General features: G+C 50.5%; 3 protein-coding genes. All 3 read right to left on the reverse strand.

The window, feature by feature from the left end; translation table 11 throughout:
* The coding region (locus ACWJJS_RS10390; RefSeq protein ID WP_454023555.1) for a non-ribosomal peptide synthetase at positions 1–3,257 on the reverse strand (3,257 nt) is incomplete at its 3' end.
* 15 nt (positions 3,258–3,272) lie between these two features.
* Positions 3,273–10,970, reverse strand: a complete 7,698-nt coding sequence (locus tag ACWJJS_RS10395; RefSeq protein ID WP_454023556.1) for an amino acid adenylation domain-containing protein — start codon at positions 10,968–10,970, stop codon at positions 3,273–3,275.
* Positions 10,971–10,995: 25 nt separating this feature from the next.
* Positions 10,996–18,654: an amino acid adenylation domain-containing protein gene (locus ACWJJS_RS10400; protein WP_454023557.1), complete on the reverse strand. Its 7,659-nt coding sequence runs from the start codon at positions 18,652–18,654 to the stop codon at positions 10,996–10,998.
* Positions 18,655–19,062: the final 408 nt, after the last annotated feature.

The following is a 19,062-nucleotide window of genomic DNA, read 5'->3' on the forward strand; positions in this document are numbered from 1 at the left end:
GGCATATTGTAGCCGACACCGCCGTCTTCAAGCTGCTGGAGCACATACATCCGTTTCTGCGCCGAAGACACCGGGTAGGTATCTTGTGTTTGCGCAGGCTGAATCGCTTCATACGGGCTCTCTTCCAATTCCTGAATAACCGAAGCGAGCTCTTCCACCGTCGGCCGGGCGAAGATGTCCTGTAACGGCACCTGAACACCGAACTCCTTGGCGATGCGGGAGATGAGAGCCGTCGCTTTTAACGAATGGCCGCCCCGCTCAAAAAAGTGATCCCGGATGCCGACGGGGCCGTTTTTCAGCACCTCTTCCCAAAGGGCGCAAAGCTTCATTTCCGTGACGTTCCGCGGGGCTGTGTACGCCCGTCTGTCTGCCGCTCCGCCGGGAGCCGGCAGCGCGCGGCGGTCAAGCTTTCCGCTCGGCGTGACCGGCCACTCGGTCATCTCTATAAACTGAGCCGGCATCATGTAGGCCGGAAGGCGTGTTGCAAGCTCCGCCCGCACGTCATCGCTTTTTCGTCCTTCAATATAGGCGTAAAGTGCGGTTTCGCCGTGTTCGGTCCGGGCGGTGACTGCCGCCTCACGAATGCCGTCGATGCGCCGGATCGCCGCTTCGATCTCCCCCGGTTCAATCCGGTAGCCGCGGACTTTCACTTGTCCGTCTGAACGGCCGAGCCATTCGACAAGGCCGTCTTCTGTCCATCGTGCGATATCACCCGTCTGATACATGCGTTCTCCCGGATAAAACGGATCATCGAGAAAACGCTCCTCCGTCAGCTCAGGCCGGTTCAGATAGCCGCGGGCCACTCCTGTCCCTGCGATGTACAGCTCTCCTGCCACGCCCGCAGGCTGGATGGTTCCCCCGCTATCTAATACATACAGACGGGCACCAGGAACGGGTTTTCCGATCGGAAGCCGCGTCCGTCCGCTGTCCCGTTTTCGGTCACAGACGTAAAAGGCCGCATCGACCGTCGCTTCTGTCGGCCCGTAGCCGTGAATAAGCATGGTCTCAGGCAGAAGATCGGCAAACCGGGAAGCCGTAAGCGGGGAAAGAGCTTCCCCTCCGGCAAACACGCGTGTCAGTGTTCTGCCGAGGCGTGTTCTTGTTTCTGCAGGCTCAGTTTCCAGCGCGTCTAAAAAGCTGTTGACCATCGCCGGAATAAAATGTGCGGTCGTCACCTTTTCAGAAGAAAAAGCTTCAATCATCTGCACTGGATCTTTCTCCCAGCCGGCCGGAAGCAGATACACGGAGGCGCCGGATATCGTCCACCAAAACAATTGCCAGATGGAGGCGTCGAATGAAAAGGATGATTTCAGCACGATAATATCCTCTTCCGTTAACGGAAACTGCCCTTGCATCCCTGATAAAAAGGCGGCGGCTTGACGGTGTTCAACAGCCACTCCCTTCGGTGTTCCCGTCGAACCGGACGTATAAATGATATAAGCGAGCGAATCAGCATCCGCTTCGTCAGAGACAGCCCCTGTCTCCGCCTCACCTGTAAGGGCAGAAAGAGACACTTCTAGCGTTTCGCCGGAAAAACCGGGAACGGATAACCCCGACTGTTGAAGCAGGAGACAGGCGCCGCTGTCGTCAAGCATATAGTGCAGCCTGTCCTCCGGATATTCCGGGTCAAGCGGCACGTAGGCGCCGCCTGCTTTTAACACGGCAAGCACTGAAATCACCATCTCTGGCGAGCGTTCAGCGAGCACACCGATCATGCTTTCTTTGCGGACGCCTTTTTGTCGGAGCCGGACGGCAAGCCTGTCCGTGTACTGATCGAGCTCGGCGTACGTCAGCATACCGCCCGGAAAACGGAGCGCCGGACGATGCGGCGAAAGCGCGGCGCGGCGGGTAAACAGCCCGTGAAGCGTCGGGGCCGGCGGTTCAACCGCTTCTGTATGGTTAAATGCATCCATCATACTTCTGGCTTCACACGCATCCAGCAATGCGATCTCGGAAGCGCCGATTTCAGGGTCGGAAATGACTGAGTTCACCATATGCCGTAAAAATGTTTCAATATTCTTCATAAAAACACGATCGTATATACCGGTATCAAAGTTTAAGCGGATATAAAGAGAATTTCCCGGAATCACCTTTATGCTGCATCCGTAGTTTGTGACTTCTTCCATCGTGAAATCCTCTACCGCAAAATCAAATGAACCGGCCTGACTCACATTTTCAATTTCACGCTGGGCCGGCACATTTTCAAACACGATAATATGGTCAAACAGCGCTTGCTTCAGAGGGCTTTGCGCCTGAATGTCATACAGCGGATAATAGCTGTAAGCTTCTGCTTGCAGCGTCTCCTGCTGCAAATGCCTGACAAGCTCCAGAAAAGAAAATGAACCGCTTTTCACCCGTACGGGAATCGTATTAATAAACAGTCCCACCATTTTTTCCACGCCTGCGAGATCCGACGGCCGGCCGGAAATGACAGAACCGAAAACGGCATCATCACAGCGGCTGACACGCTGCAGCAAAATGCCCCACAGTGCCTGGAACACTGTATTCAGCGTTGCTCCAGCCCTTGCCGCAATGTTCTTCAGCTCATTTGTCTGCTCTTCAGAAATGGTGAAAACCGCCTGCTCAAGTTCGCCGTTTGGTTCCGCGGATTTTTTCGGAAGAGACGCCGATTGCTCAAGATCGGCAAGTCTCGTTTTCCAAAAAATCTCGGCTTCTTTACGATCCTGCTTCATGAGCCATTTAATATACTTCCCATATGGCTGAACAGGCTCGAGAGACGGAAGCCGTCCGTCTCCCAGAGATTGATAGATCATCAGAAATTCCTTCATGACAATTCCGAAGCACCAGCCATCCATGACAATATGATGATGGCTCCATATACAAACATAGCGTTCAGGCGCTTTTTTCAAAATGGAGACTCTCATGAGAGGATCTGATTGCAAATCAAAGCCTTTATCTTTATCTTCTTTTCTGAACCGGTCGGCATATTTGTCTTGCGCCTTCTCGTCCAAATGAGAAATATCATGAAACTGAACGCGGCTCGGCCTGTTTTTCAACACGACTTGGCGGGGCTTCGCCACATTCTTATGAATAAATGTCGTACGGAAAATATCGTATCGTTCAAAAACAGCATCTATACTTTTTTGGAATCGTTCCCGGTCAAGCTGTCCGCTGATCGTAAACACCGCTTGTTCGAAGTAGGCTCTTGAGTCATGATCCAACAGAGAATGAAAAAGCATGCCCTCCTGCATAAAAGACAAAGGATATATATCTTGTATTTCCGGTTGCTGCCCCATTGCGCCACTCCTTTTCTATAGTTTGTTGACGGCTCCCATAATGTCATTCAGATCTTCCAGCGTTAACTCCTCGTCACTGAAATCAGCGGCGCTCCATTCACGCTCCTCTTTGCCTGTGCAATGCGTGATGATCTGCTTGAGAAAGGTATGAAAATATCCCGTCAAAACTTCAATCGTTTCTTTTTGATACTGAAAACGGTTGTACACGACATGCATGCTGAGACATTCCGACGATACGGAGCCGCTGATATCAAGTGTGTACGGACGTTCCCAGTCTGGGCTGACTTCATTTCCCGCTTTTACGGGAGAAACACCGAAGCCGCTGGAACGGATTTCCCGGTCAAACTGTCCCAGATAGTTAAAACTGATTTCAGGAGAATCAGATTCAGTCTCTCCCCAGAGTTTGCTTATATATTTCAGCACCCCGTATCCCGCTCCTTTATGCGGTATGCGGCGCATCATGTCTTTTGTCCGCTTAATGTGATAGCCGAGACGCTCGCCGTCATCAGGCTGATCTTGAAAACTTGCGTCAACCAATACCGGATAAATTGACGTAAACCAGCCGATGGTTCTGCTGATATCAAGATGCTCCAGGTGCTCTTCCCTTCCGTGGCCTTCCATGCTGATTTTGAATGTCTCGTTTCCGGTCCATCTGTTCAGCGCTAGGCTTAACGCGGCAAGCAATAATTCGCCCGTCTCTGTTGTGTATGCTCTGTTTGCTTCCGTTAACAGCTGCTCAGTCTCCTGTTTTGTCAATGTAACGGTCATCACATCTGTATCTTTCAGAAGATTGGAAGAGGTGCGGGCATCTTTCGGAAGCGGTTTGACCGCCGCTTTTTCTCTTTCGGACCAGTAGTCTGCTTCCTGTAACAGCCGGCGGCTTTTTGCATAATCAGAGATTTGCTTTGCGTAAGTCTGATAGGAATCGGTTTTCGCCGGAAGCGCGGTTTCTTTTCCTTCGAGCGCCTGCCTGTAGCACGCGGTGAGATCTTCAAATAAAATCCTCCATGACACTCCGTCAATGACAAGGTGATGAATGGAAAGCAGCAGATGATCGCCATCAGCGGCATGAAATAAGCCGACAGCTACGAGCGGACCCGTCTCCAGCCGAATGGAAGTTTGAATACGGGCGGCCGCCTGTTCAATTGCGGCGTGCTCCTCTTGTAATGAACCTTTCTCTCTTACGTCATGCGTTTCAAACGTAAAGAGTTCTTCTTCAGAAAGGTTTTCTGCTCTGTTATATTGAATCACCGATCCGTTTTGTGTGCCGCATACCATCCGTAATGCGTCATGATGAACCGCGAGCTGTGCCAGCGCTTTTCTCATAGCAGATTCATTGATTCTGTCCGCACTGCGGAGCATAACGGACTGATTAAAATGATCATGCGGCAATGATTGCGAAAAGAACCAGTGCTGGATCGGCGTCAGCGGCACGTCTCCCGTGACGGGAGACTGATCAATCACGCGGCGGACTTTCCGGAGCCGCATCGACACTTCTCCCAGTGTCTGATGCTCGAACAGCTCGCGGACGGTCGTTTCATAGCCCTGCTGTTTCAGCCTCGAACATACTTGCAGCGCTTTAATCGAATCCCCGCCGAGATGGAAGAAATGAGCATTGGGGCCGAGTCCTTCAACACCTAAGAGTTCTTCCCAGATGTCAGCCATCATTTCTTCAGTTTCATTTCTCAGGCTGATATCATCTCCAAGGCTTTCATTTAATTCAGGCTGCGGGAGTGCCTTCTCGTCCAGCTTCCCATTCGCCGTCAAAGGCAGTTCATCAAGCTCTATCAAGCGGGCGGGAATCATATATTCCGGCAGAAAAGCTCTGAGAGAGGCCTGAATCTCTGCTTCTTTTATCTTTTCGCTCCCGTGTAGGACCGCGTATGCGTAAATGGAGTGCTGACCGTGCTGATCAGCACGAGTGATCACGGCGGCCTCTTTCACGAAGGAAAGCTCCTGCAGCGCTGATTTTATTTCTCCCAGCTCAATTCTGTGGCCTCTGACTTTTACTTGCGCATCTTTCCGCCCGACATATTCCAGCTCGCCATTTGAGAGTCTTTTGGCAATATCGCCCGTTCGGTAGAGCCGCATGCCGGTATTGTGCGGATTCGTGATGAACCGGGAGGCGGTTAAATCATCCCTGTTTACATATCCCCTCGCGACGCCTTCCCCGCCGATATAAAGCTCACCTGGAATTCCGATCGGCTGCGGATTCATATAGGCGTCCATGACAAAAGCATGAAGGGTTTCCAGCGGTCTGCCGATATTGCTTTTATTTCTCTCAATATCATCCATCTTCAGTTTTTTGCATGTGACGTGAACCGTGGTTTCCGTAATGCCGTACATATTAACAAGCTCCGTCTCCGGGTACTTCTCTTTCCAGCTTTTCAGCATGCCGGGCTGAAGCGCTTCTCCGCCGAAAATGACATATCGAAGCTTCAGCTTGTCCGTATGCCCGGCCTCTTCATGAATGAGTCCGGAAAAAGCCGTCGGCGTTTGATTCAGCACCGTTACGCCTTCACTTTGCAGCAGCTGCCGGTACAAATGCGGATCACGGGCAGTTTCTTTCGGCACGATAACTACCTTTCCGCCGTATAAGAGCGCGCCGAATATTTCCCAGACAGAAAAATCAAAGCAATAGGAGTGGAACAGCGTCCAAACGTCTCCAGAGCCGAAATCAAACGGCAGTCCTTTATGTGTGATAAGGCTGATGACATTGCGGTGTTCCGTCATAACGCCTTTCGGTTTTCCGGTTGTGCCCGATGTGTAAATCACGTAAGCCGGCTGTTCAGGCGTTATCATTTCTTTCGTTCTGTCTGCTGAAACGGATTCAGGCCTATCGATGTATAAAACCGGCAGCCCGTCCATTCCGGATATCCCAAGACCCGATTGCGTCAACAGAACACGCGCGCCGCTGTCAGTCAGCATAAATGAAATCCGCTCGTCCGGATAGTCAGGATCAATCGGCAGATAAGCTCCTCCCGCTTTTAAAATACCGAGAATCCCAATTAGCATATGCAGAGATCGTTCGGTCATAATTCCGACAATCTGTCCGGAGCGGATGCCGTTTTCCGACAGCATATCGGCGATTCGATCCGCCTTTTCATTGAGCTCGCGGTAGGTGAGACGCTCATCGGACATAACGGCTGCAATTTGATCCGGCATTTTTTCCGCCTGTGCTTCAAATAAACTGACGATCGTCTCATGCCTCGGATACTCAGCTGTTTGATTTTCCGCTTGAAGAAGCATCTGCCGCTCGTTTGTGTCCAGCAAATGAATGTCAGACAGCTTCTGCTCATCATCCGATGCGATTTGTCCTAAAAGCTCTTTAAAATGACCGGCCCACCGTTCGATCGTATCTTTTTCAAACAACGCGGTACTGTATTCAAAATGAAAATCCAGTGAGCCGTCCGGCTGTTCCTCGGCATGAAGCGTCAAGTCGAATTTTGAAATGTCATGTTTCACTGCATGTGAAGAAACGGATAAGCCCGGAAGGTTCACTTTGAAATCATCACTGTTTTGCAAAACGAGCATGGCATCAAACAGCGGATTGCGATTGACTTCCCGGTGTGTATCAAGCTTTTGGGCAAGTTCCTCAAACGGGAAGTCCTGATGTTCGGCTGCGCCGAGGGCAAGCATTTTCACCTCTTCTAAATAAGCGCGGAATGTCTTATCCCCTTTCGGCCTGCTTCTCATTGCCACGGTATTTACAAACATGCCGATGACCCCATCAAGCTCAGCGCGGCTTCTGCCGGCCGCAGGTGAACCGACGATAATGTCTTCCTGCCCGCTCAATTTAGAAAGGAACAAGGAGTAGCCTGCCAAAAGAATCATATACAGCGTCGAACCCGTCTCATCCATAAGCCGGCGCAAATTCTCCGCCGTTTCTTTTTGAAGGCGCGTTCGTACAACGGACCCGCTGAAATCAGGAAGCTGCGGGCGCTTTTTATCGAGCGGCAGATCAAGAACGGGAATGTTTTCCCCGATCGCATCCAGCCAATACCGCTCATGTCTTTTGAATTCTTCAGCGGCGAACCGCTCATGCTGCCAGACGGAAAAATCTTTGTACTGAAGTTTTAACGGCCGCAGCTCTTTTCCTCTGTACAAATCCGTCAATTCTTGAATCAGAACGCTCATTGACACACCGTCTGCGATAAGATGATGCATATCAAGCAGCAGAAAATGACGTTCTTCAGTGGCTTTGGCTAAAGTCACTCTCAAAAGCGGCGCTTTTTCCACGTCAAACGGTTTGACGAAAGTTTCCATCGCCTCTTGAAGAAGTGTCCCGGATGGCATGTGAATCTCTGTGAGATCGAGATCGACATGTGAATGTATTTGCTGCATCGGCTCCCCGTTTCGTAAAACAAATGATGTCCGTAACGCTTCATGCCTTTGTAACAGTGCTGAAAAGGCTTCGTGAAGACGATCCCGGTTGAGTCTGCCGCTCAGTTCCAGACAAGCGGGCATATGATAGCCCGTGCTGTCCGCCGCAAGCTGATGAAGGGCATAAAGCCTTTTTTGCGCAAAAGATAGCGGGTACAGGTCCTTTGCCTCCGCAGGCGTGATTTCTGCATATTCTCCTCTTTTCCTCTGTTCTAGGAAGCGGGCCATGCTCTCGATGGTCGGATGTTCAAAAACATGGCGGACGGCAAGTTCAATTTGCAGCCGTTTATGTATGTTTGAAACAAGCGACGCGGCTTTCAGCGACTGTCCGCCGATTTGGAAGAAATCATCTCTCATACTGATGTGTTCCCGTTTCAGCACTTCTTGCCAAATAGACAGCAGCTCAGTCTCAAGCATTGTGCGCGGAGCTTGATAATCACCGGTTCTCTCGGCTTCTTTCGGCTCAGGAAGTGCGGCCCGGTCAAGTTTTCCGCTCACAGACAGCGGCATTTCCGTCAATTTGGTAAAGCTTCCCGGGATCATATAAGCAGGTAATCTCCCGGCCAATTCGGCATGAGGATCAAATGTCACACCCGCGTTTTCCAGTACGACATAAGCTGCAAGCTCCTGTTCCCCGTCCGCCGTTCTGCGCACGGTGACTGCCGCCTCTTTTACCCCGGACAGACTTCTGAGTGCCGTTTCGATTTCTCCCAATTCAATTCTGTAACCTCTTACCTTCACCTGATCGTCAAAGCGTCCCATATATTCAATCGTTCCGTCCGGTAAAAATCGGGCTGCATCTCCCGTTCTGTACAGCCGTTCACCTTTACGAAACGGATGAGAGGTAAAGACTTTGTCCGTCAGCTCTTTTTGCTGAAAATATCCGTCCGCCAGACCTTTTCCGGAAATACACAGTTCACCGACGGCTCCGACCGGCTGCAGCCGATCTCCGTGCATCATATAGACAGAAGTGTTGGCAATCGGGCGCCCGATCGTAATCCGGCTGCTTTTTTGCAGGTTGCGCAGAATCGTCGTGGCCACACTGTTTTCCGTCGGGCCGTATTCATTCAGCAGCTCGGCATTCGGGCATATGTTGCGGCTCGCTTCCACGATATCAGGGGTGGCCGCTTCCCCGGCAAATGTCACCGCCCGAAGCGTCTGCGCATCCTTTTTCGTCAGCGAATCAAGCAGAACGCGATACAGAGACGGAACGATCAGAAGATGGCTCACTCCGTGGCGGGCGATTTTCTGTTTTATTGAAAGGACGTCTTTCGCATCATCTTCATCAGTTAACAGTACACAGGCGCCCGACAGAAGCGGAGTGAAAAGACTCGTTAATGACCCGTCAAATACGTATGAAAAAAGATGAAGCGCTATGTCTCCTCCTGTCATCCCGTATTCTTCACGCCGCCATTGCAATGTATTGCTGATCGCTTTGTGTTGTACAAGCACCCCTTTCGGCCGGCCTGTCGTTCCGGAGGTGTAAATGACATACGCCCAATTTCCGCTGTCAGACACCGGCGGAAGCGGTGCGGTCTGCTGGGAAACCGTTTCCTCCATGATGACGACGCTGCCCTTGAAATGGGGCGGAATGAGGGGGAGCAGGTCTTTTTCAGTCACGAGCAGTGAGGCTTCACTGTCTCTCAGTAAAAATGAAATCCGTTCAGGCGGAAATTCCGCATCAATCGGCATATAGGCGCTGCCCGACTTCCAAATTCCGAGCAGAGCAGCAACTGTACTCATTGATCGGCGCAGCATAACAGCGGTGATCTGATCGGAACGGGCGCCTTTTTCCCTTAACGCATGGGCAATCTGATTCGCCCGCTGATTTAATTTTTTGTAGCTCCAGCTTACCCCGTTATATCTCAACGCCTCTTGGTCAGGCGTTTTTGCCGCCTGTTCTTCAAACAGCCCATGAACGGTTGTCTCAGGGTACGGACGGTTCGTTTGGTTAAACGAATGAATCAGGGCTTCTTCCTCCGGAGGTACGAGACTGATGCTTGATAAAAGCCTGTCCGGATCTTCCGTTACACAGGAGATGACCTCCAGAATATGCCCTTTGATCCGTTTCATGTCTTCCCGATCGTAGATGCCCGCATTGTAGCTGAATTTCACATAAAACTCTTCTCCCGGAACGATGACGACGTTAAGATCGTAATTGGTTTCTTCCGCCATCGAAAAGTTTTCAAGTGAGAGCGCACTGCTTTCCGTTTGCTGCCAGCCGTTTACCGCAGCCTGCATCTGAACCGGATAATTTTCAAAGACAAGGATATGGTTCAAGAGATCTTTTTGCAGACCGCTCTCGTTTTGGATGTCATAAAGCGGATAATAGCTGTGCTCTTCCGCAGCGAGTGACTCTTTTTGCACCTTTTTGAGAAGAGAAGAAAAAGTCATATCCCCAGCCGCGCACACCCTTACCGGCACGGTATTGATAAACAGTCCGGCCATGGATTCAATGCCGGCGATAGCTGACGGCCTGCCGGAAACAACTGAACCGAAGACCGCATCTTCAGTGCCGTTGTAACGATGGAGAAGCAGACCCCAAATGCCCGTAAATATAGTATTCAGCGTGACCCCGATGCCTCGGGCAATGTCTGTCAGTTTTTGCACGGTTTCAGGCTCAAGGGAAAATTGAAAATGCTCAGATGCATAACCGTTTTGCGCCGGCTTATTCTTCGTTTGCGGAACGGAAACGGTTTCTCCGTAATCTTCCAAGCAGCGCGACCAGAACGCTGACGTCTCTTCTTTATTCCGGCTTCGGAGCCATTTGATATAAGTGCTGTAAGGAGCCGGACTGCCGAGGTTTACAGGCCGCCCGTTCCGGATCGCATAATACATGCTGAAGAAATCTTTCAGTACAAGGCCCAAGCTCCAGCCGTCCATCATAATGTGATGATGAGTCCAAACGCATGTATGGCGGTTTTCTCCCGTTTGAAAAAGAGTCAAGCGCATTAAGGGGCCTTTTTGCAGATCAAACCCCTTATGCCGGTCGTTTTCCTTAAATTCGTCAATGATGCTTTGCTGCCGTTCTTCCGAGTAGTCTGAAATGTTCTCAGTCTGTACGGCAGTGTCACGGCGTGAAAGGACAACCTGCTGCGGCCCTTCAAGGTCAGGCACTTCTTTTATGAAAATCGTTCTGAAAATATCATAACGGCTGACAAGCATATCCAGACTTTTTTGGAATGTATCAATGCATAAATCCCCGCTGACTGTAAACGAAATCTGCTCGACATATGCGTTTGATCCGGAATCCAGAAGCGAATGAAACAGCATGCCTTCCTGCATATATGATAAAGGGTAAATATCTTGAATTTCTGTCGCTTGTGTCACGAATGCCACACACCTTTTTATGAAATTAAAGTCCTTTTATGAGATCTTCAATGCTTGATAGTGCTTGAGCGGTCAATTCTGTATGGCTGTAATCCGTTAATGTTTTTTCCCGCTCTTTCTTGCCGGAACAATGGGCGATGATGTCCTCGAGGTGAGTATGGAAACGATTCATGAAGAACTCGATTGCCCCCGGTGCAAATACATCGGTATAAACGGCTTTTACCTCCAGTTGCCCGGCCGCCACCATCGCGTTAATATCCAGATCAAACTCGCGGATGCGCCCGGCTGCTATATCATGCTGCGGCTTGAACGGTGACATCTTCAGCGTCCCCTCAAGACCGTCAAACGCACCGAGATAGTTAAAGCTTATTTCTGGGTCTTTATAAAGAATGTTTCGCGAATATCTCAGCAGCCCGTAGCCGGTTCCGTGATGAGGAACCCGTCTCATCATGTCTTTTACCGTCTTTATGCGATGCGCGGTTTTTTCGCCTGAGCCGTCCGGCACTCTCATATCCAAAAGCACCGGGTAAACAGATGTAAACCAGCCTGCCGTTCTTGACATATCAATGTCAGGAATATGCCCTTGGCGTCCGTGTCCTTCAGTGCTGATAAGCATCTGTTCGGAACCCGTCCACTCATGAAGCGCCATTCCAAGCGCCGTTAAAAGCAATTCATGAACATCCGTTCCGTATGCCTGCTGTGTTTCCAACAGCAGCTGCTTCGTGACTTCGCTGCTTAATATCCACGATGCAGTGCGCGCGTTTTCCTGCAATCGTCCGGCGTTTTCATCAGTTATTTTCGGCAGCGGCGCTGTTTCACCAGACATCACGCTGTCCCAGTATGCGGCTTCCTCCAGCAATGCTTTGCTCTTGGAGATGTCAAAAAGCTCTTCAGCATACTTTATATAAGAATCGCTTTTCGGCGGCAGTTCGATTTGTTTGCCGTCCAATGCCTGCTGATAAGCTGTCTGCAGATCTTCAAGCAATATCCTCCATGACACGCCGTCCGTGATAAGGTGATGAATCGTGATAAGCAGATGGTCGGCTTCTTTCAGCCTGAACACTCCGAGATGAAGCAGAGGGCCTTGATCAAGGCGCATAGCCTGCTGTATTTCTTTTTCCTCAGCAGCTATCCGTTTTTCCGGCTGTGTTTCTTCTGAAAGATCTATGACGTTAAGCGTAAAGATTTCTTCATGCTGCTCTGTGATTCCGCGGTTATATTGAACAACTTCCCCATGCTCATTTTCAGTGAAAGTCATTCGCAGCGCATCATGATGTTCTGTCAGCGCGCAAACCGCCTGATACAGCGCATCTATTTCGAGGCTGTCTTCACTGCACAGCATGACTGATTGGTTATAATGAAGCTCAAACGCACCCGGCTTCTCAAAAAATCTCTGCTGGATCGGTGTCAGCGGAGCGCTTCCTTCTATCGGGCCCTGATCAGCCGTTGCAACAGCCGGCGTGAGGTGTTTCACGAGTTCTGCAATCGTCGGGAACTGAAACAAATCGCGGATCGACATGTTCCAGCCTTCTCCGGCGAGTCGGGCTGACACTTGAAGCGCCTTAATGGAATCTCCCCCAAGCTCAAAGAAAGAGTGATGAATTCCCGCTTTCTGAATATGAAGCACATCTTCCCAAATCCGGCATAGCATCGCCTGTTTTTCATCGCCGGGCGCGACAAATGCCTGTGATGAATGTATCTCTTCTGCCGGCAATGCCGATTTATCAAGTTTGCCGTTCAGTGTCAGGGGCATGCTGTCTAAACCGATAATATGAGACGGCATCATATAAGCCGGGAGCTCCTGCATAAGAGACTGGCGGAGTGATGAGATATCGGCCTCTTTAGGAACGATGTATGCCGCTAACCGGGCTTGTCCTTCGGCATCTTTCATCACGGTAACAGCCGCTTCTTTGACTTGCTCGTGTTTCAAAAGCACACTTTCTATTTCTCCCGTCTCAATTCTGTATCCCCTGATCTTCACCTGCTTATCAATCCGCCCTTTAAAACGAAGAGTTCCATCCGGCAGCCAGCAAGCCTGATCTCCGGTTCTGTAAAGTGTTTCTCCCGTTTGTAACGGGTCACTGAATGCGCCCTCTGTCAGCTCAGGCTGTCCCCAATATCCTTTGGCGACGCCGGCGCCTCCGATATACAGCTCTCCGAAAACGCCAATCGGCTGGACCTGTTTGTCTTTGTTTAAGACGTACATTTGCACATTCGGAAGCGGAACACCGATCGGCACATCATCTTCCCGCGGCTCTTCGCTCATTCCGGCTTCATAATACGAAGAATCAATTGTCGCTTCTGTTACACCGTAGCTGTTAATGATCCGCATTTCTTTCCCAAAGCGTTCATGAAGCGTATAAAAATCTTGCGACTTGATCATATCTGAACCAAGTACCAGTATTTTTACGCTTTGCAGCGCGAGTTTCCGGCGGTATATATATTCCATAAACGGAACAATCAGCGCGGGTGTCGACTCCATAAACGTGATACGGTGCTGATCAATGAGCCGATAAAGCTGCTGCGGCTCAAGCCGGACGTCATCCGGACAAATGACAAGCGTTCCCCCGTTTAGCAGGGCGCGTGCAAGATCCCCTGAAAATACATCAAATGAGAAACTCGCCATCTGCAGCACTCTGACCGGTATAAGATCAAGCTCATAAATCCTGCGCCATGCAAGTGCTGCATGCGTAAAGCTGCGATTTCTGACTTCGACTCCCTTCGGCGTTCCCGTTGTTCCCGAAGTATATATGATATATGCGGTATCATCCGGTGACGCTGCCGGCTGAATATTCTTTGCAGAAATATCGTATTGATCTTCATGATCAAGCTGAATGAGAAATAAATTGTGATCCGTCAGCTGTGAAGCAAGTTCTTTGTATTCTGACTGCACCATCAAGACGGATGCCGCGCTGTCTTTTAATAAATAGCGAATCCGTTCCTCAGGATAATGGGAGTCAACCGGTATATACGCCCCTCCCGATTTCATGACGGCAAGAACACTGACGATCGCTTCAATCGAACGGTTTGCCAATATGGCTGCTCTTTTTCCCGGACCGAATCCATTTTTCTGCAGTGTTCGGGCAAGACGGTTTGCCCGCTCATTGAGCTGCAAATAGCTGATCTGTTGTGCTCCTTCAATAACAGCGGTCTGATGAGGCGTTTCTTCTGCTTTCTCTTCAAACAGCTGGTGAAACAGTTTGTGTTTTTCCATGAATTCGGTTTGTGTGTTATTAAACTCAATCAGTAACTTTTGTTTTTCTTCTTCATCCAAAATGTCAGCTTTCGATAGTGTGACTTCCGGTTCGGCGGCAACATGGCGCAAGAGATTCAGTAAGTGGCCCATCCAGCGTTCAATCGTTTCTTTCATAAAAAGCTCGGTGCTGAATTCCATCTCAAAGCGGATGTTTCCGTCGGATTCAGCCGCTGATAAGGTCAGGTCAAAACTTGATACATCATGTTCGGTATGCTCTGATCGTGACGCCTTCAGACCGGCCAGATTTATCTCCTCTCGCTCCATATTCTGAAGAATAAACATCGCGTCAAACAGCGGATTGCGGCTCATGTCCCGCTGCACGCCGAGCCGTTCCACCAGCTCTTCAAACGGGTAGTCCTGATGTTCATACGCCTCAAGCGCCGCCTGGCGGACTTCCGCCAAATAATCGGTAAACCGTTTGTCTTCTTTCGGCTCCGTTCTGATGGCGAGCGTGTTGACGAACATGCCGAGAATCGGTTCAAGGTCTTTGTGCGGACGCCCGGCAATCGGCGAGCCGACGATGATGTCTTCCTGCCCGCTCAATCTCGCGAGCAGCGTATTGTACGCGGCGAGAAGAACCATATACAAAGTGGAGCCGTGATCCCGGGCGATGCGGTGAAGGCCGGATGCCGTTTCAGCGTCAAGCGTGCACGATACGCTGCCGCCCGCAAAGCTTCTGACAGCCGGACGGGGCTTGTCAGCCGGAAGCTCCAGCACCGGAAGCTCTCCTTCTAGCCGCTTCAGCCAATACGCTTCCTGCTTCTGATACCCTTCTTTCTCCTGAAACGACCGCTGCCAGACGGCATAGTCTTTATATTGAAGGCGCATCGGCGCAAGCGAACGGCCTGCGTACAGCTCGCCGAATTCTTTTATCAAGGTGTTGACGGACACACCGTCAGAAATAATATGATGCATATCCGTTAATAAAAGATGGTGTTCTTCCGATTCTTTCACGAGGGCCGCACGGAAGAGCGGCGCTTCCTCCAGACAAAACGGCCGGACGAATGCGTCAGCTGACTCGGCCTCATCGAGCTGAAACGGCACGCTGTCATGAATGCGCTGCACCGGTTCGCCGTCAGGCCCCGTTTCAAAGGACGTTCTGAGCGATTCATGCCGCTCCACAAGCTCCCGGAACGTCGCCTCCAGCCGGACACGGTCAAGCGGGCCCGTCAGTTCAAGCACAGCCGGCATATTGTAGCCGACACCGCCGTCTTCAAGCTGCTGGAGCACATACATCCGTTTCTGCGCCGAAGACACCGGATAAGTGTCCTGTGTTTTCGCCGGCTGAATCGCTTCATACGGGCTCTCTTCCAAGTCCTGAATAACCGAAGCGAGCTCTTCCACCGTCGGCCGGGCGAAGATGTCCTGTAACGGCACCTGAACACCGAACTCTTTGGCGATGCGGGAGACGAGAGCCGTCGCTTTTAACGAATGGCCGCCCCGCTCAAAAAAGTGATCCCGGATGCCGACGGGTCCGTTTTTCAGCACCTCTTCCCAAAGGGCGCAAAGCTTCATTTCCGTGACGTTCCGCGGTGCGGTGTACGCTTGTCTGCCTGCCGCTCCGTCAGGAGCCGGCAGCGCGCGGCGGTCAAGCTTTCCGCTCGGCGTGACCGGCCATTCGTTCATCTCTATAAACTGAGCCGGCATCATGTAGGCCGGAAGGCGTGCCGCGAGCTCCGCCCGCACGTCATCGCTTTTTCGTCCTTCAATATAGGCGTAAAGCGCGGTTTCACCGTGTTCGGTCCGGGCGGTGACCGCCGCCTCACGAATGCTGTCAATTCGCCGGATCGCCGCTTCGATTTCTCCCGGTTCAATCCGGTAGCCGCGAACTTTCACCTGTCCGTCTGACCGGCCGAGCCATTCGACAAGCCCGTCTTCAGTCCAGCGTGCGATATCGCCCGTCTGATACATGCGCTCTCCCGGATAAAACGGATCATCGAGAAAACGCTCCGCCGTCAGTTCAGGACGGTTCAAATAGCCCCGGGCCACGCCGGTCCCTGCGATGTACAGCTCTCCGGCAACGCCCGCAGGCTGGATGGTTCCCCCGCTATCTAATACATACAGACGGGCACCAGGAACGGGTTTTCCGATTGGAAGCCGCGTCCGTCCGCTGTCCCGTTTTCGATCACAGACGTAAAAGGCCGCATCGACCGTCGCTTCCGTCGGCCCGTAGCCGTGAATAAGCACGGTCTCCGGCAGAAGATCGGCAAACCGGGCAGCCGTAAGCGGGGAAAGAGCTTCGCCTCCGGCAAACACGCGTGTCAGCGTTCTGCCGAGGCGGGTTCTTGTTTCTGCAGGCTCTGTTTCCAGTGCGTCTAAAAAGCTGTTGACCATCGCCGGAATAAAATGTGCGGTCGTCACCTTTTCAGAAGAAAAAGCTTCAATCATCCGCACAGGATCTTTCTCCCAGCCGGCCGGAAGCAGGTACACGGAGGCGCCTGACATCGTCCACCAAAACAATTGCCAGATGGAGGCGTCGAATGAAAAGGATGATTTCAGCACGATAATATCCTCTTCCGTTAACGGAAACTGCCCTTGCATCCCTGATAAAAAGGCGGCGGCTTGACGGTGTTCCACAGCGACTCCCTTCGGTGTTCCCGTCGAACCGGACGTATAAATGATATAAGCGAGCGAATCAGCATCCGCTTCGTCAGAGACAGCCCCTGTCTCCGCCTCACCTGTAAGGGCAGAAAGAGACACTTCTAGCGTTTCACCGGAAAAACCGGAAACGGATAACCCCCGCTGTGCAAGCAGGAGACAAGCGCCGCTGTCCTCAAGCATATATCGCAGCCTGTCCTCAGGATAGTCAGGGTCAAGCGGCACGTAGGCGCCGCCCGCTTTTAACACGGCAAGCACTGAAACCACCATCTCCGGCGAGCGTTCAGCGAGCACACCGACCACGCTTTCTTTGCGGACGCCTTTTTGTCGGAGCCGAACAGCGAGTCTGTCTGTGTACCGGTCAAGCTCGGCGTACGTCAGCATACCGTCCGGAAAACGAAGCGCCGGACAATGCGGCGAAAGCGCGGCGCGGCGGGTAAACAGCCCGTGAAGAGTCGGAGCCGGCGGTTCAGCCGTTTCTGTACGGTTAAACGCAGTTAACACCCGTTTCTTTTCTTTTTCATCCGCCATATCAATATGCCGAATCAGCCGGTTTGGATTTCTAACGGCATTTTCAACGATCGTCAGCAAATGAGTTTGAATCCGTTTAATCGATGTTTCAGTAAATAAAGCGGATTGATAATCAAAATTCAGCTCAATCAACCCCGTATCTGTCCGCTCCTTAATTAAAATGGACAGCTCATTTGCCGTATGCCCGCTGAAAAACATCGCCGTTTCATAATCGAAGCCCTCCGCCTGATGCCACGCGAGAGGCTGGTATTGCATCGAAATCCCGATGATATTTTGCAGATCGTGATGAACCTGCCTTAATTCATTGACAAAAAGATTGTAAGGATATTTCTGGTGCCGCATAACAGACAGCTGCTCTTTTCCTACGCTGCGGACAAAGGACAGGAACTCCGCATCAGGATCTGCCGTCATTCTGATCGGCAGTGTGCTGACGAACATGCCGAGCATATCCTTTTCGAGCCTGGAGCCCCGGTTTCCGTAATAAGTGCCGATGGCAATATCTTTTTTAGCCGTCAGACGGCTGATGCATATGTATAACGAAGCCATAAACAGAGAGATGATGCTGATATTATTTTCTTTGCAAAAACGCCGGATAGATTGTTCTAAGGAGTGAGAAAGAGTGATTGTATCTCTGGAAGCCGCAGTGCTTTGTCTAAGATGAGAGGTTCGTTCCGCCAGTGAAAGGTGTTCCGGAACGGTTCGGTATGTTTCAGTCCAAAATGAACGGTCCTTTTGAAAACGGGAAGACTGTAAGTATTGCTGTTCTTTTTCCATGTAGCTGAGATAGGAAGGCCTGTGATGTTCAGCTAAATCCTCGCCCCGCATGATCTTTTGGTAGATATCAATGAGCTGGTTGCCGAGCAGGTTGAGCGAGATGCCGTCCATGATAATATGGTGAAATTTTGAATAAAGCCAAACTTCTTCGTCTGACATGACAAGCAGAGTAAATTGATACAGAGGTGAATGAAACAGCTTGAACGGAACACGGGTCTGCGTGTCAATCCATGCGTCCCGCTCTGAGTTATCAGTATGAGTAAAATCAACAGTCTCTAGAGAAATCGGCCGATGCCCGGCCAGATACAGCTGGGGTTCTGATCCGTCCCCTTCTGTCAGTTGAAACCTGAGCGAATCATTTTGCGAGATAGAAAAATCTAAAGCATGGCGCAGTACGTCAAAATCAATGTCCCCCCTGAATTTGACGCATGCCGCGAGATTGCAGATACTTGTGCCCGGTTCGAGCAGCTCGGTAAACCACACTCTTCTTTGTGCGTGAGTTAAAGAATAAACAGTGTTCTTCAATGGAATCCCTCCGCTTCAATTTAAGAGGATAAGAAAGTGAAATAATTACAATTAAATTTCGACAGCATATGACTAAATCATCCATATAAGCATTATTTTAAAACATATTTTAGAAATCACAATAAAAAATTAAATTTTCTCTAACATTTTTTAGAATATAGTATATATTCCTCACTTCATTTCTTCATTTCTATAATCTTTATACCATGTAAAACGGTATGTATGCACACTGCAAACTGGTTCTTAAACACTATAATAAGGAATAAAATGTATAATTAATTGCGCTTTTAAAAAGGTTTTTCCTCCTGAAAAGAAGTTTCATGTTAGAAAATGAAAAATCGGTGAACAAGTAAGAAAGTAGTATGTAAAAAAAAGGAAGTATATTGCGATATTACTTTTTGAAAAGAT

Source organism: Bacillus sp. JK106 (assembly GCF_053663355.1).